The organism is Flavobacterium sp. LHD-85 (assembly GCF_030929595.1).
Classification (GTDB): domain Bacteria; phylum Bacteroidota; class Bacteroidia; order Flavobacteriales; family Flavobacteriaceae; genus Flavobacterium.
The window spans coordinates 228889-249400 of the sequence record NZ_JAVFVR010000009.1; the positions used below are offsets into that span (position 1 = coordinate 228889).

At 32.2% G+C, this 20512-nt stretch carries 18 protein-coding genes; 9 read left to right on the top strand and 9 right to left on the bottom strand.

Annotated elements, in window-relative coordinates; translation table 11 throughout:
• Position 1: 1 nt before the first annotated feature.
• The 5 genes from RB618_RS16305 to RB618_RS16325 all read left to right on the top strand — a co-directional run bounded on the left by RB618_RS16305 (position 2) and on the right by RB618_RS16325 (position 5147).
• Positions 2 to 1603: a M56 family metallopeptidase gene (locus RB618_RS16305; protein WP_308069711.1), complete on the top strand. Its 1602-nt coding sequence runs from the start codon at positions 2 to 4 to the stop codon at positions 1601 to 1603.
• Positions 1604 to 1632: 29 nt separating this feature from the next.
• Positions 1633 to 2001: a BlaI/MecI/CopY family transcriptional regulator gene (locus RB618_RS16310; RefSeq protein ID WP_111425003.1), complete on the top strand. Its 369-nt coding sequence runs from the start codon at positions 1633 to 1635 to the stop codon at positions 1999 to 2001.
• 10 nt (positions 2002 to 2011) lie between these two features.
• Positions 2012 to 3862, top strand: coding sequence for a M56 family metallopeptidase (locus tag RB618_RS16315; protein WP_308069712.1), 1851 nt, complete (start codon positions 2012 to 2014; stop codon positions 3860 to 3862).
• Positions 3863 to 4094: 232 nt separating this feature from the next.
• Entirely contained in the window at positions 4095 to 4238 is a 144-nt protein-coding gene (locus RB618_RS16320) for an SsrA-binding protein (RefSeq protein WP_111368963.1), read from the top strand.
• A gap of 63 nt (positions 4239 to 4301) precedes the next feature.
• A complete protein-coding gene (locus tag RB618_RS16325; RefSeq protein ID WP_274256835.1) occupies positions 4302 to 5147 on the top strand; it encodes a DMT family transporter in 846 nt (281 codons plus the stop codon).
• 82 nt (positions 5148 to 5229) lie between these two features.
• Here RB618_RS16325 and RB618_RS16330 read toward each other — a convergent pair whose 3' ends face one another.
• Positions 5230 to 5784, bottom strand: a complete 555-nt coding sequence (locus RB618_RS16330) for a fasciclin domain-containing protein (RefSeq protein ID WP_308069713.1) — start codon at positions 5782 to 5784, stop codon at positions 5230 to 5232.
• A gap of 216 nt (positions 5785 to 6000) precedes the next feature.
• Between RB618_RS16330 and RB618_RS16335 the strand changes: the two genes are divergently transcribed.
• From RB618_RS16335 to RB618_RS16350, 4 genes are read left to right on the top strand one after another with little or no spacing between them, the layout of a single operon-like run.
• Entirely contained in the window at positions 6001 to 6525 is a 525-nt protein-coding gene (locus tag RB618_RS16335) for a biopolymer transporter ExbD (RefSeq protein WP_308069714.1), read from the top strand.
• A gap of 34 nt (positions 6526 to 6559) precedes the next feature.
• Positions 6560 to 7084, top strand: coding sequence for a biopolymer transporter ExbD (locus RB618_RS16340; protein WP_308069715.1), 525 nt, complete (start codon positions 6560 to 6562; stop codon positions 7082 to 7084).
• 11 nt (positions 7085 to 7095) lie between these two features.
• On the top strand, positions 7096 to 7623 hold the full coding sequence (locus tag RB618_RS16345) for a biopolymer transporter ExbD (RefSeq protein ID WP_308069716.1): 528 nt from the start codon (positions 7096 to 7098) through the stop codon (positions 7621 to 7623).
• 11 nt (positions 7624 to 7634) lie between these two features.
• Positions 7635 to 8162 (top strand): biopolymer transporter ExbD, encoded by a 528-nt coding sequence (locus tag RB618_RS16350; RefSeq protein WP_308069717.1) that lies wholly within the window; start codon positions 7635 to 7637, stop codon positions 8160 to 8162.
• Positions 8163 to 8287: 125 nt separating this feature from the next.
• Here RB618_RS16350 and RB618_RS16355 read toward each other — a convergent pair whose 3' ends face one another.
• The 8 genes from RB618_RS16355 to lon all read right to left on the bottom strand — a co-directional run bounded on the left by RB618_RS16355 (position 8288) and on the right by lon (position 20348).
• Positions 8288 to 10900, bottom strand: coding sequence for a T9SS type A sorting domain-containing protein (locus RB618_RS16355; protein ID WP_308069718.1), 2613 nt, complete (start codon positions 10898 to 10900; stop codon positions 8288 to 8290).
• Between the two features lie 125 nt (positions 10901 to 11025).
• A complete protein-coding gene (rpsA, locus tag RB618_RS16360; RefSeq protein WP_111376332.1) occupies positions 11026 to 12801 on the bottom strand; it encodes a 30S ribosomal protein S1 in 1776 nt (591 codons plus the stop codon).
• Between the two features lie 386 nt (positions 12802 to 13187).
• On the bottom strand, positions 13188 to 13676 hold the full coding sequence (locus RB618_RS16365) for a hypothetical protein (RefSeq protein WP_308069719.1): 489 nt from the start codon (positions 13674 to 13676) through the stop codon (positions 13188 to 13190).
• A gap of 144 nt (positions 13677 to 13820) precedes the next feature.
• Complete coding sequence (locus RB618_RS16370) at positions 13821 to 15197, bottom strand: nucleoside permease (RefSeq protein WP_308069720.1); 1377 nt, start codon at positions 15195 to 15197, stop codon at positions 13821 to 13823.
• 69 nt (positions 15198 to 15266) lie between these two features.
• Positions 15267 to 15959, bottom strand: coding sequence for a (d)CMP kinase (gene cmk / locus RB618_RS16375; RefSeq protein ID WP_308069721.1), 693 nt, complete (start codon positions 15957 to 15959; stop codon positions 15267 to 15269).
• Between the two features lie 41 nt (positions 15960 to 16000).
• Positions 16001 to 16606: a murein L,D-transpeptidase catalytic domain-containing protein gene (locus tag RB618_RS16380; protein WP_308069722.1), complete on the bottom strand. Its 606-nt coding sequence runs from the start codon at positions 16604 to 16606 to the stop codon at positions 16001 to 16003.
• A 107-nt stretch (positions 16607 to 16713) separates the two neighbouring features.
• Entirely contained in the window at positions 16714 to 17733 is a 1020-nt protein-coding gene (gene porQ / locus RB618_RS16385; RefSeq protein ID WP_308069723.1) for a type IX secretion system protein PorQ, read from the bottom strand.
• Positions 17734 to 17894: 161 nt separating this feature from the next.
• Positions 17895 to 20348 carry an endopeptidase La gene (gene lon / locus RB618_RS16390; protein ID WP_308069724.1) on the bottom strand — a complete coding sequence of 818 codons (2454 nt, stop codon included), beginning with the start codon at positions 20346 to 20348 and terminating at the stop codon, positions 17895 to 17897.
• Positions 20349 to 20512 lie beyond the last annotated feature (164 nt).

Here is a 20512-nt window from a genome sequence, read left to right on the forward strand (position 1 = left end):
TATGGAAGCACTTTTCATCTATATTATCAAATCAAGCAGTTTAATGCTTTTGTTTTATTGCGCATACTATTTCTTACTTCGCAAAGAAACATTCTTTAATAGCAACAGATGGTTTCTTTTGTCTGGTTTAATTGTATCAGCAATTTTACCATTAGTGACTTATACGAAGGTAATATGGATAAATGCGGCTCCACAATTTGATACCGATTTTCAGAATTTCGTATCAAACACATCTCAAGACGAATCTTCGGAGTTTAATTGGAATTATTTCCTTCTTGGGCTCTACGCTTTAGGCCTTTTGATTTTTCTAATAAAATTGGCAATCGATTTTTATAGTTTGAATTCTATTATTAAAGGAAAAAAAATCAAACAGCAAGCCGATTTCAAATTCATAGACATAAACGAAAACATTGCTCCTTTCTCCTATTTTGAATATATCGTGTACAACTCATCACTGTACACAGCTTCAGAATTGGAAAACATAATTGAACACGAAAAAGTGCACAGCGATCAAAATCATACATTCGATGTGTTGATTTCGAGAATATTCAGCATTATTTTCTGGTTTAATCCAATTGTTTGGTTTTACAAAAAAGCAATAACTCAGAATTTAGAATTTATTGCCGACAGCGAGGCTGCAAAAAAACTTTTAGACAAAAAAGCCTATCAATACACGCTTTTAAAAATAACAACGCACGAAAACTGTGTTGCAATCACTAATCATTTTTATCAATCATTAATCAAAAAACGAATCGTTATGCTAAACAAAAGTCAATCAAAAAAAAGAAATTCTTGGAAGTATTATGCTGTAATCCCAGCTCTTGCAGCATTTGTATTATTATTTCAAATTGAAGTAATTGCAAAAGAAAGACCTCAAACTGTAAAATCAGTTTCAAACGAAATTGAAGCCGTTGATATTTACAAAATTCAAAAAAACACTACAGATTTAGAGCTAAAAAGAATCAAAACGCAATTAAAAATGTTGCACAATGTTGATTTTGAAGTTTCTAGAGTCAAAAGAAACTCAGCAAATCAGCTAACTTCACTTAAAGTTGAAATAGCATATGAAAACCAAAAATCTCAATCTATCCAAACAGGCGGAAAAGTTGCCATTAAAGATTTCGGGATAGTTGTTGTTTCTGGAAAAAATGGCACAAAAAGAACTGGCATTAAAACCTATGATGAAAGAAGCGCTGTAAGTCAAAAAGTTGCTTTAAATGAAAAGGCAAACCATTCTGAAGTTAAAAACACAATTACTAATACAGAAACCAATGTTAACACTAATTCTACTACTAGTACAAAAATTAACAGTGATACTAATACAAATATTAGCACTACTGTAATCGTAAACAAAGACGGCAACACTAAAGTTATTGCAAGCAATGGCGCGACCGTTGCTGTATCAAGTGATGCAAAAACAAATATTAAAGTAGGCCATCCGCTTGTAATTGTAGATGGAGAAGAAATGCCTTCTAGCTTTGATTATAATAGTATTAAGCCAACTGATATCGAATCTGTACATGTTTTCAAACCAGAGAATGCAGTTATCGAATATGGTGATAAAGGTTCAAATGGAGTAATCGAAATCTATACTAAAAAATAAAACCTTTCTAATTTTTAAATAGAAAAGAAATGCAAAAACTAACCAACAAAGAAGAAGAAATCATGCATATTTTATGGAAGCTGAAAAAGGCTTTTGTAAAAGAAATCCAAGCAGAGATTTTAGAAGATCAGCCACATTACAACACTTTGTCAACCATTGTCCGTAATTTGGAAGAGAAAGGTTATGTGAAGCATAATGCTTTTGGAAATACGCATCAGTATTATCCAGCTGTAAGCATCGAAGATTATAGAAAAGGTTTCATGAGTACTGCTATTGATAATTATTTCAATAGTTCTTATAAAAGCATGGTTTCATTCTTTGCCAAAGAAGAAAAAATTTCGGCAGACGAATTACGTGAAATCTTAGATATGATCGAAAATCCAAAAGAAGGTAAATAATCAAAATAGTATGGAAGCACTTTTCATTTTTATCCTAAAATCAAGCGGGTTATTAGCAATGTTTTATTTTGCTTATATTTTTTTACTTCGCAAAGAGACTTTTTTCAACAGCAGCCGCTGGTTTCTTATTGCTGGTTTAATTACTTCTGTTTTACTGCCTTTTGTAGTTTACACCAAAGTGATTTGGATTGAAGCACCACCTGCGCATACTCCTGCTCCAATTATAACAACTACGGAAAATGCTGTAAAAAACATTTCGACTTCAAGTCAAGATGCCATTGTTTACACGCCTCAATATAAACCAACAGCCGTTACGGTTGTTGAGGAGGAAAATTTCGAAATCAATTGGAGTCTAGTCCTTGCTGTAGTGTACGGAATTGGTTTCTTAGCATTCCTAATCAAATTTGCTTTTGATTTTTACAGCTTAAACTCTGTTTTGAAAGGAAAGAAAATTGAACAGCAAAATGATTTTAAATTCATTGACGTAGATGAAAACATTGCGCCTTTCTCCTATTTCGATTACATTGTATATAACTCATCACTATATACAGCTGCAGAATTGGAGAATATTCTGGAACATGAAAAAGTGCACAGCGATCAAAAACACACAGTCGATGTTTTGATTTCGAGAATCTTCTGTATCCTATTTTGGTTCAATCCAATTGTTTGGCTTTACAAAAAAGCAATTTTGCAAAATCTCGAATTTATTGCTGATAGCGAGGCCTCTAAAAAAATTGCAGACAAAAAAGCGTATCAGTACACACTTTTAAAAATCACAACGCATGAAACTTGCGTTGCAATCACCAATCATTTTTATCAATCATTAATCAAAAAACGAATTGTCATGTTAAACAAAAATCAATCAAAGAAAAGAAACTACTGGAAATATTCGGCAGTAATTCCTGCTCTTGGTGCATTTGTTCTTTTATTTCAAATAAAGACCATTGCACAGGAAAAGAAACAAAATGAAGCTGTTGTTCAAAGAGATACTATCAAAGATTCTGATGAAACCATCAAAATAACAAAAAACACAACCGACAAGGAATTAAACGAACTTCCTGGAAAGTTAAAAACAAATCATAATCTTGATGTTGAGATTTCTGATGTGAAAAGAAATACTAAAGAGGAATTAACAGCGATTCAGATCAAAGTAAAATCGGATTCTGGCAAAAAACAAACTATCAAAATTGACGGAGACGAAGCTATAAAAGATTGTGAGCTAGCAATTGGAACAGATGAAAATGGAGCAAAAGCTATTGTTATCAATACTGATAAAAATTTCAGAACACCAATAATTATCAGAAACGAAAAAGTTATTGTTCGTAATGGAGATATAGTTCCTCCAGCACCTCCAACTCCACCTTCATTTCCTTCAGGGCCACTGCCTCCTGCTCCTGCAGTTGACATGTCAAAAATGCCAAAACCTCCAGTTGCTCCTAAAAACCCAAAAGATAAAATTGCTATGGCTAAATTTGAAAAAGACATGGAAGCTTTTGAAAAACAAATGGAAGCATGGGAACCTCAGATGGATGCATATGAGAAACAAATTGAAACTATTATGTCTCAACGTGAAGCCATTTATGAAAAAGAAATGGCGAAGTATGAAATTGCTATGGAAAAATTCAGTGCAAACATGGAAAAATTTAATTATGACTTTAAGTTTAACTTCGGAGATGATTCTAAAGACTATAAAAATAGCATGAAGCAATACGAACAAGACATGAAACAGTATGAGCTTGATATGAAACAGCACGCCAAAGACATGAAGCAACATGCAAAAGACATGAAACAACATGAGAAAGATATGAAGCAGCATGAAAAAGACATGAAAGAAATGGAAAAACAAAATAAAAAAGCATAGTTGCATATATTTTGAAACATAAAAAACCAGTGCTCAAACACTGGTTTTTCTTTTCAAATTTGCCATCAATAAAGCTGGATGAATGGAGGCTCCGAAAAATGCCATAAACTGCGAAACAGATAGAGATAAAAACCTGGTTATCAGAATTTAAATACTTTTACATTTTACTGCCAAAAGACTTTGTTTCAAACACAAAGTCTTTTTTTTATATCTTTGCCGAAACAAATCTACCATGTATAAATTATTAGCTAAACTAAATAAACTACTTTTGCCAAGCTTTACCAAACAAGGTCTGGATATTTCAAAAGCAAAGAAATGGCAAATGGCAATTATTGGTTATCGCGCCTATGTTACAAAAAAAGCATTGGGCAATTAATTTAGAATACATTTTTATTTATCCGACAGAAATAGGCTTTTTAGTATTCTGTCTTATTTTTTTATGAAAAACAGAGAAATCAGTCTGTCTCCTGTTCCAGCAGTATTATTAGCAATTATCAGTGTGCAATTCGGTGCGGCAATTGCAAAGACACTTTTTCCAACAATTGGCTCAGCAGGTACAGCATCAATGCGTATTGGTATTTCGGCAATAATTTTATTATTAGCTTACAGACCAAATTTGAGAACCATAACACCAAAACAATGGAAAGTTGTAATTCCTTATGGTTTATCATTGGGTGCTATGAATTTAATTTACTATCTCGCTATAGAAAGAATTCCAATTGGTTTGGCGGTAACACTAGAATTCGTGGGGCCATTATTGCTTGCAATAGCTGGTTCAAAACGTTTGGTTGATTATTGCTGGGTTTTATTGGCTGCAGTTGGCATTTTATTAATTGCGCCTTGGACAAATGATCGTTTAGATCCTGTCGGAATTATATGCGCTCTTTTGGCTGGGGCTTTTTGGAGTGCTTATATTGTTTTGGGAGGCAAAGTTTCAAAAATAATGAATGATGGAGATGCCGTTACTATAGGAATGTTATTTGCGGCTCTTTTAGTTTTACCTTTTGGTTTCTTTGAAAGCGGATTAAACAATCTTACGCCTAAACTTTTCGGAATGGGTATTGCTCTTGCTCTTTTATCGAGTGCAATTCCGTTTACACTAGAAATGAAAGCATTGGGAAAACTTCCTCCACGTACTTTTAGTATTTTAATGAGCCTAGAACCGGCAGCAGCCTCTATCTGTGCCTTTATTTTTCTGAAAGAAAGTTTAAATTTTTACGAAATTCTAGCTGTAATATGCGTTGTAATTGCTTCCGCAGGAAGTACTTTGACATCAAAAAAATAAATTGAAAAAACCTCAAAAATAAAATTCCAAATTCCATTGTAGCATTTGGAATTTGGAATTTTCAAATTGGAATTTAAGCCATTTATTTTTTAGGAAGCAATACAGCATCTATAACGTGAATAACTCCATTTGATTGATTTACATCAGCAATAGTAACTTTTGCTTTATTTCCGTTCTCGTCACTAATATATAGATCTTTTCCTTTCATCCAAGCTGTTATTGTGCCGCCACTTACCGTTTTAAAAGCCGCTTTTCCTTTGCCTTCTTTAATTGCTTCTGCAATATCAACCGAATTCAGTTTTCCCGAAACAACATGATATGTCAAAATAGTTTGAAGTTGCTTCTTATTTTCGGGTTTTAGTAATGTTTCTACGGTTCCTTTTGGCAATTTATCAAATGCTGCATTTGTTGGGGCAAAAACGGTAAAAAGGCCTTTTCCTTTTAAAGTTTCAACTAAATCGGCCGCTTTTACTGCAGCAACCAATGTTGTGTGATCTTTTGAGTTAACAGCATTTTCAATTATATTTTTATTTGGATACATCGCTGCACCACCCACCATTACTGATTTTTGAGCATTTGATGTAAATGCAAATCCTAAAGCTAAAATTGTTACGGCTAAAAATTTTCTAGTTTTCATATTAAATGATTTTTAAGTTATAAGGTCATTTACGGCGATAAAGTAGTTTTGGTTTTCATTTGAAAATTATTTTCATGTCAAAAAATTCTAATTCTTCCCTAAACTTCTCGTAAACCAAGACATTAAAGTATTCTAATATTTTTACAAAAAAAACATAAATACATCTAATTTTTGTATCGATTTTATTATTAAATTTAAAATCAAAACTTACTAATCATGAGAAATTTGCATCAAAAAATCAGAAGCAGAAAGTTAAGTTCAAAAGTAGATTTAACCGCAATGGTTAGCGTTTGTTTTTTACTGATTGTATTTTTCATGGCTGCTAAGAAACTATTAAAGCCTGAAATAATGAATCTTTCCTTTCCAGAGAACTATGTCTATTTAGAAAATATTGGATGTGTCAAAACTGATCGATTGTATACCATATTGTTAGATAAAAATGGTAAAATAATAACTTATTCAGGTTTGTTGGAATTTCCAATCGAGAAGCCAAAAGAGTTTAATTTTGAAAAAAATGAGATACGGCAAGAAATCTTCCGTAAAAAGAAAGAAGTTCATGATTATATGATCTCCGAAGGAAAACCAACAAGTGAAGTAATCGTTATTATAAAACCGAGTAAAAATTCAAATTATGGAAGCTTAGTAAATATAGTAGATGAAATGAAAATTGCCAATATTGAAAACTATTCTATAGTAAATGATTTTACTATAGAAGAATCAAAATTGTTGGCCTCAAACTAATTCAATTGTGTTACAACTCTAAATCAAAAAGCCTATGAAAAATCTACCTCAGAAAGTCAGAAGCAGAAAGTTAAATTCAAAAGTGGATTTAACTGCAATGGTTAGTGTTTCTTTTCTACTAATTATATTTTTTATGGTTGTTGGGGAATTGTCAAAATCCAAAGGAATGGATCTCGCTTTACCGGAAAAAGATGTATGCAGATGGAGTCATGCATGTATAAAAGCCGATCGGGTCTATACCATATTATTAGACGAGAACGATAAAATAATAACTTATTCTGGAATATTAGAATTTCCAATGGAGACACCAAAGGAATTTAAATCTGGGGAAAATGAAATCAATCAAGAAGTATTCCGTAAAAAGAAAGAAGTTCATAATTATATGATTTCAGTAGGAAAACCAATGAATGGTGTAATTGTAATAATAAAGCCGAGTAAAAAATCAAACTACGGTAATTTAGTAAATATACTCGATCTAATGAAAGTTGCCAATATTGAAACCTATTCAATAGTTGATGAATTTAGTGCAGAAGAATCTAAATTACTAGCTTCAAATTAAATCTAAAGACTATGAAAAATCTACCTCAAAAAGTCAGAAGCAGAAAGTTAAATTCAAAAGTGGATTTAACTGCAATGGTTAGTGTTTCTTTTTTGCTAATTATATTTTTTATGGTTGTTGGAGAATTATCTAAACCTAAAGGAAAAAATTTGGTTCTTCCAGATAATGATGACATTACATGTGGCCCAACTGGTCATATTAAGCCTAATCGCTTGTATACAATTTTACTGGGGGATAATAACAAAATAGTCACTTATTCTGGGATTTTATCCTATCCACTTGAAATTCCTAAAAATTTTGAATTTGGAAAAAAAGGTATTAGAGAGGAAGTTTTCCTTAAAAAGAAACAAATAAAAGAGTATATGATATCTGTAGGGAAACCTAAAAGCGGAATAATTGTGGTTATAAAGCCAAGTTCAAAAAGTAATTTCCAAAATCTAGTTGACATTTTAGACGAAATGAAAATTGCAAAAATTGACACTTATTCTATTGTCGATGAATTTTCTCAAGAAGAATCAAAATTATTAGCTTCAAATTAAATCTAAAGCCTATGAAAAATCTACCTCAAAAAGTCAGAAGCAGAAAGTTAAATTCTAGAGTTGATTTAACCGCTATGGTCAGCGTTTCTTTTTTGCTAATTATATTTTTTATGGTTGTTGGAGAATTGTCGAAACCTAGAGAAATGAAATATGATACTGGGCAAGATAGAGGTTGTTGCGACTGTCCGCCCCGTCATGATGGTGAAAATAGATCGATCACAGTAATACTAGGCGAAAACAATAAATTAATTTATTATATTGGAGTTATCGCAAGTCCAATTAAAAAGCCTAAAACTGTTGCATATGGTAAAAATGGAATTCGAAAAGAACTTACTGCTCGAATCGAATCTTTAAAAAGCTATTATTCTGATTCTAGTAAACTAATGCGAGATCTAGTAGTTATTATTAAACCTACTAAAAAATCAAATTATGGTAATTTGGTAGATATTTTGGATGAAATGAAAATAACTGGAATAACATCATATTATATTGTTCCAGAATTTACCCCAGAGGAATCAAAATTATTAGCATCAAACTAATATCAATAAATATCGTTTTTAAAAACGGGTTCTCGGCTCCATTCTAACTGACAGTCGAGAAATAACTAGAGATTAAAATATTATAAACAAATAAAAAAGTCCCGCATTTCTGTGGGACTTTCTATTTAATTCTTAATAAATTTCATACTCGAGCTTCCTTTATCTGATTTTACTTTTATAAAATAATTACCTGCTCTAAGCCTAGAAATATCAATACTAGAAGTTATTTTTGCATTTGGAACTGCAAGTACTAATTGTCCTAAAACATCATAAATTTCATATGATTGCACTTCAATATTTTGGTTCTGCGAAATATTTAAAAACTGATTTGCCGGATTTGGATATAAACTTAAATATCTCGAGAAATTAAATTCCTCTGTTGATAAAACAGTTTTAAATGTTGAAGTTGCTGTATTAGTCAAAATAGGAAAATTATAATCAAAATAAATATTAGCTTCATTCGTAAACGTATCTCCTACTACTAATGTTGGTTTTGTCTTTATTTTAAAAGCGACATAACCATCATTACTCGCATCGTCAAAAGGCAAATTAATTCCCTCAAAAATAAATTCTACTTTATTTCCTTCTGAAATTTTAGTAACAAAAGGATGACTTGAACTTGTTGGAATTAGCGTTGAAATGTCAAATTTTGATAAATCGATAATGTCTTTTATAACGATATTTTGTGCTTGGTAAGTTCCTGTGTTTTCAAAACGAATCATATAATGCACAAACTCACCTATTAATTCTGAAGTAACAACTGAACCTTCCAAACAGGTTTTGTCATTCGGATCATAAGATCCTACAACTGTTTGATTGAAGACAAATGAATTATCTTTAGGGGTTTTATCTGCATTTGAAGATATTATGGCAGCAGTAAATGTCAAAATATCGCCAATATTTACAGCTGGAGTAGACGTTGGAGCATTTGCTTTAATGGTAAACGAGATTTCTCTGGATTCAAAAGGTTTAATATTTGTAAAATTCCATGATAAATTATTTGTACTCTGAGTATTTACAGATGGATTTGATGCGATAAAATCCAAAACAGAATCATTAAAGCTTAAATTCACTGATCCGGATTGTGCTATATTGCCTTTGTTCTTATAAATAACTTTATATGATGCATCAAATCCAGGTCTTGCAGGAACAGTTTGCAAAACAACCACTTCTAAATCAGGATGTAAACCATTTGGAGTTATGCAAAAATTTTGCTTTAAAGGAGCGGTTTGTACAGGAAAAGAAACATTTACAGAAGTTGGAGAAACAGAGAAATAAGCTGGTTCTTCTAAAACTGGAGTAATCGAATGGTTTCCTTCAGGAAAAGGAATCGAATAATTTCCATTTGCATCAGCTGTTATATTAGTTGTGTTTGTACCATCAGACAGACTGAGCTTAAAATTTGGCATACTCATATCCTGAGTATCACATCCATTATTATCAGAATCAAGTTTATTATTTCCCTCAACTGTATAATATGTACCAACGGGCTTAAAAGAACAATACGAATTTACATTACAATTGCTATAACCATATTCTGCAACCAAAGCCTGAACAGTACTCAGCTGATTTTCATCTGCACAAACATACTTCAGATTAGGATTTGAAGAGAACTTCAAATAGTCTTTTTCCGTACTTCCATTTCTTATCAATAGCAAAGTAAGCTGATTTTGAGAGCAATCAAGGCGATTCAGATTCTTCGAATTACTTAAATCCAAAGTATCAATTTGGTTATTAAAGCACTCAAGACTTTCTAACTTCGTTAACGTGCTTACATTTAGTGATGTCAATTTATTGTAACTGCATTTTAACCCCTTAAGACTAGTCAAACCATCTACATACAATTGTGGTAATGTATTATCACTGCAGTTAAGCCAGACTAACTTCTGCAAACTGCCTAATTTTAATGAAGAAATATTATTTCCGTCACAATACAGTTCCTCTAAATTCATTAGGTTACTTACAGGCAAATCTACAAGTTCATTAGAATAACAGCTTAAATATGTAAGTTTTGTGAGAAGATCTACATTTAATTTTACCAATTTATTGTATTGACAGGATAAATATTTTAGATTATTTAATCCTGATACATTAAATTCTGTCGATTTCAGTACGTTACCTTCACAGCTCAAAGTTTCAAGATTCGTTAAACTACTGACATCTAATGCCGCTAATTGATTTCCTGAACAGCGTAATTTTTTAAGTGCAGTTAATCCTTGCAGGTTCAAAACAGACAATTTATTATTTGTAGCCCAAATTTCAGTCAAAGTAGTTGCCCCAATTAAGCTTAATGTCGCTAGTTTTGGATTTCCTGTACATTGAACATATTTCAAATTAGATAGTCCTTCAGCTATTATCGTGGTTAACTCTGGTAAATTTTCAATTTGCAAATATTGTTTGTTTTGAATATTAGAATAATTTAAATAAACTAATTTCTTTAAAGAATTAAAATCAACATCTGTCATAATTGGATTCTCACTACAATTTAAAAATTGAAGATTGGCAAAACTTTCTAATCCTTGTAATGAAGTGATATTAGAGTTGCTAATATCCAAATAAGTAGCATTTAACGCTTCGCTGATTTCAATTTCCGAATTGGAGTTGGTATTTAAAGGAGATGACAGTAATTTTATTTTAAGATTAAAATCTTGAAAAGAAACAAATTGTGCATTTGTACTATTAAAAAAGCATAAAGCCAAAACAAAAAAGTAGAGTTTTTTCATATGTTGTATTTTCATACAAAAATAACTTTTTAAGATAATAACACAACTTTATTTGTTAAAATATCTTAAATTATAAAGAACTGAATAAAAAAAAGTCCCACATTACTGTGGGACTTTCTATTTTATAAAAAAGCTAAGAATTATTTTTTCTCAGTTTTTTCCATTTTAGCTTTTAAAGCAGCTAATACATCATTGTTGTCACCTAAAGTCGCAGCTGGTGCGTTTGTAGATGCAGATGTAGTAGTTTCAGCAGCAGCTTTCACATTTTTCTCTTCTTCTTCTCTGAAGATAGCAGTGTGAGAAGCAACAACTCTTTTGAATTCTTTATTGAATTCAATTACTTTGAAATCAGCTGTATCACCTTTTTTCAATTTCTTTCCGTCTTCTTTTTCAAGGTGACGAGTAGGAATGAAAGCAACGATATCATCTCCGAATTCTACAGTAGCTCCTTTGTCAACGATTTCAGAAATCTCACCGTTGTGGATAGTTCCTACAGCGAAAGAATCTTCGTACTGATCCCAAGGATTAGCAGTAGTTTGTTTGTGACCTAAAGATAATTTACGTCCTTCAACATCTAATTCTAATACTACAACATCAAGTTTTTCACCAACGTTTACAAACTCAGATGGGTGTTTGATTTTCTTAGTCCAAGAAAGGTCAGAAATGTAGATTAATCCATCAATTCCTTCTTCTAATTCTACGAAAATACCAAAGTTTGTAAAGTTTCTAACGATACCTGTATGTTTAGAACCTACTGGGTATTTAGAAGTAATGTCAGTCCATGGATCTTGAGTCAATTGTTTGATACCTAATGACATCTTACGATCTTCTCTGTCTAGAGTTAAGATAACTGCTTCAACAACATCTCCAACTTTCACGAAGTCCTGAGCAGAACGTAAGTGAGTTGACCATGACATTTCAGAAACGTGGATTAAACCTTCAACACCTTCAGCAACTTCGATAAATGCACCGTAATCAGCGATTACAACTACTTTACCTTTAACTTTATCACCAACAGTTAAGTTAGCATCTAAAGCATCCCATGGGTGAGCGTTTAATTGTTTCAATCCTAATTGAATTCTTGTTTTCTCATCATCGAAATCAAGGATTACAACGTTTAATTTTTGGTCTAATTCAAGAACTTCACTTGGGTGGTTGATTCTACTCCAAGAAAGGTCAGTAATGTGAATTAATCCGTCAACACCACCTAAGTCAATGAACACACCATAAGAAGTAATGTTTTTAACAACACCTTCTAATACTTGTCCTTTTTGTAATTGACCGATGATCTCTTTTTTCTGTACTTCAATATCAGCCTCAATAAGTGCTTTATGAGATACAACTACGTTTTTGAATTCGTGGTTGATTTTTACCACTTTGAATTCCATCATTTTGTTTACATATACATCGTAGTCTCTAATTGGCTTAACGTCAATTTGAGATCCAGGTAAGAACGCTTCGATACCGAATACGTCAACAATCATACCTCCTTTAGTTCTACATTTAACAAAACCGTTAACGATTTCTCCAGTTTCATTAGCTGCAATAACTCTATCCCAAGATTTGATAGTACGTGCTTTTCTGTGAGATAATACTAATTGACCTGTTTTATCCTCACGGATGTCGATTAATACTTCAACTTTGTCACCTACTTTTAAATTTGGGTTGTAACGAAATTCGTTTAAAGAAATAACACCTTCAGATTTAGCATTGATGTCAACGATAACGTCTCTATCTGTAATTCTAACTACAACTCCTTCAACTACTTCTTCTTGATCTGTAGCGATGAAAGTTTTTGATACTAGTTCTTCAAACTCTTGTAAGTTTTTTTCATCTACTGCATCGATTCCTTCTTGGAAGTTGTGCCAGTTAAAATTTGCTAAAAACTCTTCTTGTGATTTTGTTTGTTCAGACATGCTGATAAAAAAATTTGTATTCTGTTTTTCTCGAGTTTCTCCATGCGATAGAAAATACAGAAGTTGTTTTACATAAATGGTTGATTCCTAATGGAAACTCTTCTCTGCCAAAAGGACTGCAAAATTAGTACATTTTTCTGAATTAACAAAACAAAACCGATATGATTATCAGTTAATTATTAAGAAGCAGAAGATTTGAGGTTTCAAAAGACGTTTTGTCCCGCTATCCGTTGCAATCTTTTGTGCCGAACCCCGTCACAAAAGGATTTCCACTTCTATCGGGGCTAATTTAGAAGGTTCTGTATTCATAAGGCAATTACTGACAGATTTTTAAACCATATCAAAATATCTTAAGATTTAATGACAATATTATTTTCCTAAAAATATTATCTAAAAAAATCAGCCACAACCTTATCATAATCAGCTCTATTAAATTTCCTTTTACTATTTGAAAACGGATCTAATTGCTGTAGCATATAAACTTTAACCATTTCATTCATCCTAACACAGGGCGGATGCAAAACATCTAGATATTCATTATCATTTTTATGCCTAAACAATAATTCACGAATTTTAGGATAATCTTTTTCTACCAATATTTTAAATGCAAAACACCTTACGATTGGTTTTTCACATTCTGTCATTAAAACTAGATCATCAATACTTGCTTCTCTAGAAAACTTCATAAAACTTTCTTTTTTCTCTATTCCTGAAAACAAATAAATATTATCAAATCTAAATTCAGCATAATCTTTCTTTAATTTCTCATTTTTTAAAATTGAATCAAGTTTAACTGTAGGCTTAAAATCTTCTTTTTTGCTACAGCTAAATATAAAAGTGAAAAGAATTAAAAACGCTATTTTTTTAATACTCATAATGCCTATTTAATAAATAAAAATAAAATATTTCAAATAATGAAGAAAGAATTTCTTTCCAAAACTATCACTAAACTTATATAAACATAAAGAAAAAATCCCGTCTTCAATAAATCGAAAACGGGATTTTTTATATCTAAAATATTAATGACTCAAATTCTCAATCTCCTTCGGATCATGCTTATGTTTAAACAATACAGCAAAGGCTATAGCAATTACCAAAGCATAAGCAGCAAACGACAACCAGATTGTATGCCAATCTTTCATTAAAACTGGATTTGCAAAAATTCCATCTGCAGAAATTGAATTTCCTTGTCCTTTTACAAATTCTGCTATTTTCTCATTAGTGGCATCTGTTTGTAAAAAACCAGCCAATTCTGTTGTATTAGCAAACGATTTTGTAAAGAAACGATCTATTGCCCATCCCGAAGTCAAACTTCCCAAAACTGCTCCTACTCCATTGGTCATCATCATAAATAAACCTTGCGCAGAAGAACGAATTTTAGAATCGGTATTGCTTTCAACGAATAAAGAACCCGAAATATTAAAGAAGTCAAATGCCATTCCGTAAACAATACAAGAAAGAATAATCATCCATAGACCTCCAACTGGATCTCCAAAAGCAAATAATCCAAAACGTAAAACCCAAGCCAGCATACTAATCAACATAACCTGTTTGATTCCGAAACGTCTCAAGAAAAATGGAATAGCCAAAATAAATAACGTCTCAGAAACTTGAGAAATCGACATTATAATAGTCGAATATTTAATTACAAAAGAATCTGCATATTTTGGAAAATGCTTAAATTCATCCAAAAACACATCACCATAAGCATTTGTCAATTGTAACGCTCCTCCTAAAAACATAGAAAAAACAAAAAACAAAGCCATTTTGTAATTTGCAAACAATTTGAAAGATTCTAAGCCAAAAGTTTCAATCCAAGTTGCATTTTCTTTAATCAAACGCTGTGGCTCACATTTAGGCAAAGTAAAAGCATAAACTCCAAGAATTAAAGCTCCAACTCCAGCAATATAAAATTGATATTCTGTTGCTTTGCTTCCGCTTAAATTTGTAATCCACATTGCTACAATAAAACCAATTGTCCCCCAAACGCGAATTGGCGGGAAGTCTTTCACAATGTTTTTATTATTTAATTTAAGCGAAGTATAAGATATTGAATTACTTAAAGCGATTGTTGGCATATAACAGCACATGGCTAAAAGCATAACAATAATAAAAGTATCTGGTGTAGCAACTTGTGCAATTCCGAATAGAACTACTGCATAAAGAATATGAAGCGCGCCGTATAATTTTTCGGCATTAACCCATCTGTCGGCAATAATACCCGTAAGTGTAGGCATAAAAAGAGAAGCGATTCCCATGGTTCCGAAAACTAGTCCGAATTGAGTTCCTTCCCAGTTTTTTGTTCCAAACCAATAATTTCCAATTGTTATAAGCCAGGCTCCCCAAACAAAAAATTGAAGAAAGCTCATTAAAATCAATCTATTTTTAATCCCCATATGATAAAAATTGTTCTTTAGTAAAAATGAAGCGGTAAAACTACCATTTAAAATAATATCTGCAAAAAATTATATTGTTTTAACAACATCATTCACTAATTCTAAAACAGCTGCAAATTGCTCCTCTTTATTTAAGTAAGAATTATCAATTTCTATTGCATCTTCAGCAATTACCAAAGGAGAATCTGCACGATGTGTGTCCATATAATCTCTCTCTACTACATTTTTTAAGACTTCTTCATAAGAAACATTATCACCCTTAGCCTGCAATTCGTCAAAACGTCTTTGAGCACGAGTTTCTGCACTTGCAGTCATGAAGATTTTAAGTTCAGCATTAGGAAAAACTACAGTTCCGATGTCACGACCGTCCATTACAATAGCTTTGTTCTTTCCCATTTCTTGCTGCTGTTCTACTAATTTAGCACGAACTTCTGAAACAGCCGCTACTTTGCTAACGAAATTAGAAACCTCAATAGTTCTAATTTGTTTCTCTACGTTTTCACCATTTAGATACATTTCCGCAAAACCTAAATCCGCATTAAATTTAAATTCAAGTTTAATATCTGCTAATGCTTCAATCAAGGCTTCTTTCTTAAAGAAATCAACTCCAATCAAATTATGTTGCATAGCAAAATAAGCAACGGCACGATACATAGCTCCAGTATCCACATAAACATATTCTAGCTCTTTTGCTAATTGCTTGGCAAGAGTACTCTTTCCTGTTGATGAAAATCCGTCGATAGCAATGGTAATTTTTTTCAATTTTTTATTTTTAAATTTTTATTCTTTTAAAGCTTTTTTTTCTAATAGTAAATACTCATTAAAATATCCGATTTGGAACCATCAATTAATCGAGCTATTCTTTCAAAGTATTTCTTATTAACCATAGGACAGCCATGGCTATTGCAAATGTAGCCATCTTTCTCTTCATATGGAACATCATAATAGTAATGAAAAACAATATCCCGTTTAAAAGCATTATCATTTGTTTCATCTAAACCATACAACCTATATGCCTTTCCAAACTTTCCGTAATAATGATTTCCGATAGAATATCTTCCTAATGAAGTGCTTAATGAATTTGGAACGTTGCTAAAGCGAAGTTTTCCTTCTTTCCCCGTTTCAGAACCAGAACCATGCGCAACCAAACCTTTGTCTATAATTTTATCTGCTTTTAAATCATAAACAAAAAAGCGATTCTTCCCCGAAGGAATCTTCATATCTATAAAAAAAGCAATTTTATCATTGTATTTCGCATTCTTATGAATTAGCTTTTTTATATCAGCAACATGAGTTTCAACTCTTTTATAGTCAGAAGATGGTAAATCAACTCTATTGCTATCAGATATTATAAAATACCCAACTAAAATCACAAGAGCAAAAAGACATATGATAATTACTTTTTTCATTAAATGATTATTAGAGATTTTTTTTCCTCTTACTTAAAAGAAAGTTTTGATTCTATAAAAAAAAACTTACCACCATAAATAAGACCAAATAGAATTGTTTTTTGTAATTATTGAAAATTTAATGTTAAACCAAAAAGGCTTGTATTAGCCGCCAGTGTATATCTAGAATATGAATAATTAAATTTTAACTTATTCATTCTTAAACCAAAACCTAATGAAACACCCGAAAAATTGCGCTGTTCTTCTACTCGCAACTCTTCTCCTCTTCTAAAGTTATATCCGATACGAAAATTGAATGCTTTCTTAGGAAAAAGTTCCACACCAAAAGCAACGTGCCTCAAAGCATTGTTTACAAAAGAAACCTTTTCTGGACTTGTACTTCCGTCAATATTAGTTTCTCCTCGATTAGGGTTTGAAAAAGAGATATTCCATTGCTGAAGATTCTCCAACGAAAGATGCCAGCGAATTGGAACATGTTCTAATTCTTGTGAAACGCCAGCAATGATTTCAAACGGAAGATTTTCTTTAATTCCTGAATAAGTCGTAAACTGCGTTCCCATATTTCTAAACACAAGAGCGAAGTTCAGATCATTCATTTCATTCACATATAGAAACCCCAAATCAACTGCGCCTCCAATCGAATTATAACTTTCAAGCGATGATGTTATCAATTTAGCGCTTGCTCCAATGTAAAAATCGGTATAAGGAACATTGTAGGCATATCCAAGTGATAGGGCACCTTCACTTCCTGTAAAATTAGAAGTCGCCTGACCATTTTCGTCATAACCTTCAAACGTGCCATAATTTACATAAGTCACTCCAGCATAAAAAGTCTGGACATGCCTATCATAAGTATAAGCATATGATGCAGTACCATAAGAGGCTTCGCCGTAATAACTTCCGTAATTTAATGCCAAATGATTGTCCATATCTGCGTTTATTAAAGCGGGGTTTGACATGGCCTGATTAACGTCTTCGTCATATATCGTAATTATATCTCCTCCTAATGCAGCCTGTCTTGGCGAAGTGGTAAGATTTAAGAATTGATAAGTGTAACGCCCTCCAACTTGTCCGAAAGAACACGAACAAATTAAGATTATAAAAAATAAAACAACTTTTTTAAGCATTTGTTTTTGGCGCACCTATATGGGAATAACGTAACTGCAAATATAAAATTATATAACTCTTAAAATAAACTATACGCTAAATAAATTCCAATAAAAAAATTCCAAACTCCAATAAAAAAATTGGAATTTGGAATTTAAATATATAAAAATTTAATTGACGTTTATTTCAAATCTTTAGCATTTTTAACTTTTTGATCAGTCAAAGCAATCGCTAAAACTTCGCTCATTTCTTTTACATAATGAAAAGAAAGACCTTCTAGATACTCGGCTTTAATTTCATCAATATCGCTTTTATTTTCGTGGCAAAGAATGATTTCTTTAATTCCAGCTCTTTTAGCGGCTAAGATTTTCTCTTTGATTCCGCCAACAGGAAGCACTTTTCCGCGTAAAGTGATTTCTCCAGTCATAGCTAAACTTTTCTTTACTTTCTTTTGACTTAAAAGCGAAACTAAAGAAGTAAGCATTGCTATACCAGCACTTGGTCCATCTTTTGGAGTTGCTCCTTCTGGAACGTGTAAATGAATGTTATATTTCTGAAATAATTCTGTACTAATGCCTAATTTCTTAGCATTTGCTTTAATATATTCTAATGCAATTGTAGCAGATTCTTTCATTACAGTTCCAAGATTTCCTGTAATAGTCAATGAGCCTTTTCCTTCAGAAATCAAAGATTCAATAAATAAAATATCTCCTCCAACACTTGTCCAAGCTAAACCTGTTACAACACCAGCAACATCATTATTTTCGTATTTATCACGCTCTAATCTTGGCACTCCTAAAATTGCTACAACATCTTCATCTGTAACTTTTTTGTTGTACTCTTCTTCCATTGCAACAGATTTTGCTGCATTTCTGATAACTTGAGCAATTTTAGTTTCTAAGTTACGAACACCAGATTCTCTAGTATAACCTTCAATGATTTTTTCTAATTGTTTTTTACCAATAGTCAAATCTTTTGCAGTTAAACCGTGAGCTTCTAATTGTTTTGGAAATAAATGTCTTTTAGCAATTTCAACTTTTTCTTCAATGGTATAGCCTGACATTTTGATTACTTCCATTCTGTCACGCAAAGCAGGCTGAATCGCTGACATATTATTTGAAGTCGCAATAAACATTACTTTAGACAAATCATAGCCCATTTCAAGGAAGTTATCATAGAAAGCATTGTTTTGCTCTGGATCTAAAACCTCTAGTAAAGCTGAAGATGGATCGCCGCTATTTCCATTTGAAAGTTTATCAATCTCATCTAAGATAAACACAGGATTTGATGTTCCTGCCTTTTTCAAACTCTGAATGATACGTCCTGGCATCGCTCCTATATAGGTTTTTCTATGACCGCGAATTTCCGCTTCGTCACGTAAGCCTCCTAAAGAAATACGAACATATTCTCTTCCTAAAGCTTCTGCCACAGAACGCCCAATAGAAGTCTTACCAACTCCCGGAGGCCCTGTTAAGCATATAATTGGTGATTTCATGTCATTTCGCAATTTTAAAACTGCCAAATGCTCAATCATTCTTTTCTTAACTTCATCAAGTCCAAAATGATCTTTATCTAATATCTTTTGTGCGTGTTTTAAATCGAATTTATCTTTAGAATATTCGCCCCAAGGCAATTCTAAAAACAACTCTAAGTAATTTCTTTGAATTCCGAAATCTGGCGACTGCGGATTCATGCGACGCATTTTAGATAATTCTTTCTCGAAATGTTTCTGCGTTTTTTCGTCCCATTTTTTGGTTTTCGCCTTCTGCCCCATTTCGTCCATTTCCTCTTCCTGAGAAACGCCACCCAATTCTTCTTGAATGGTTTTCATTTGCTGGTGAAGGAAATACTCTCTCTGCTGCTGATCTAAGTCAAAACGAACTTTTGACTGAATGTCATTCTTCAATTCTAATTTTTGAAGTTCAACATTCATATAACGCAAAGTCTCTAAAGCGCGTTCTTTTAATCCATTTATCGATAAAAGACCTTGTTTTTCTTTTACAGATAAATTCATGTTTGAGGATACAAAATTGATTAAAAATGACTGGCTTTCAATGTTTTTAATCGCAAAAGTAGCTTCAGAAGGAATGTTTGGACTTTCTTTGATAATTTGAATCGCTAATTCTTTTACAGAGTCTAAAATAGCTGTAAACTCAGTATCATTTTCATCTGGACGATCTTCAGCAACTTCTTTAATTGTTGCTGTCATATAAGGTTCTTCAGCAACAACTTCGTCAATTTCGAAGCGTTTTTTACCTTGAAGAATAACCGTAACGTTTCCGTCAGGCATTTTAAGCACACGCAAAATACGCGCTACAGTTCCTACTTTATGAATATCATCTTTTGACGGATCTTCGTCTTCTTCATTAATTTGAGATACAACACCAATAATTTTTCCGCCTGCGTTAGCGTCATTAATTAGTTTGATAGACTTATCTCTTCCAGCAGAAATTGGAATAACAACTCCTGGAAATAATACAGTATTACGTAAAGGTAAAATTGGAAGCGAAACAGGAAGTTCTTCATTGTTCATTTCCTCCTCATCTTCTGGCGTCAACAATGGAATTAATTCTGCCTCTGAGTCAAATTCTTGAAGTGACAGATTGTCAATAGTAAGTATTTTATGGTTTGACATAATAAAATATAAGTCGTTTTGTCATTAAAATTGTTATGTTATCTGTAAAAGTAGTATTGCTTATTGAAGTTTTTACTGAAAACGAGTTTCGTCTTTCAATTACAAGATAGGGCATAAAAATAGACAATCATTATGCCAAAAGCAAAAGAAGTCAGTTCTAAAAA